Source organism: Streptomyces viridochromogenes, assembly GCF_001270495.1.
GTDB lineage: Bacteria > Actinomycetota > Actinomycetes > Streptomycetales > Streptomycetaceae > Streptomyces > Streptomyces viridochromogenes_A.
This window is the reverse complement of the sequence record NZ_LGUR01000136.1, coordinates 1-331: the sequence shown is the minus strand read 5'-3', so window position 1 is coordinate 331 and position 331 is coordinate 1. Positions and strand designations below refer to the sequence as shown.

Below are 331 nucleotides of genomic sequence, written 5' to 3'. Positions count from 1 at the left end.
GCATTCGGTCATCTTCTGGGCGAATGCGGGTGAGGTGTCGAGGAGGTCGGCGCCCATGCCGGCCCATTGGGCGCCTTGGCCGGGGAAGACCCATACCTGTCGGCCGGTGACCGGGGCGGCTTGTGCGGTGATGGCGTCGGGGGTGTGTTCGCCTTGGGCGAGGGCGGTCAGGGTGGTGATGGCGTGGGTGTGGTCGGTGGCGAGGATGACGGCGCGTTGGGGGAGGTGGCTGCGGGTGGTGGCGAGGGCGTGAGCGATGTCGGTGAGGCTGGTGTCGGGGTGTTCGTGGAGGTAGGAGGCGAGGCGACCCGCCTGACCAGCCAACCCGGCG

At 70.4% G+C, this 331-nt stretch carries 1 protein-coding gene; it reads right to left on the bottom strand.

Features of this window, described 5'->3' with window-relative positions; all coding sequences use genetic code 11:
* Positions 1–331 (bottom strand): acyltransferase domain-containing protein (locus ADK36_RS15335; protein ID WP_159391159.1); only part of this gene is annotated, 331 nt, incomplete at both ends.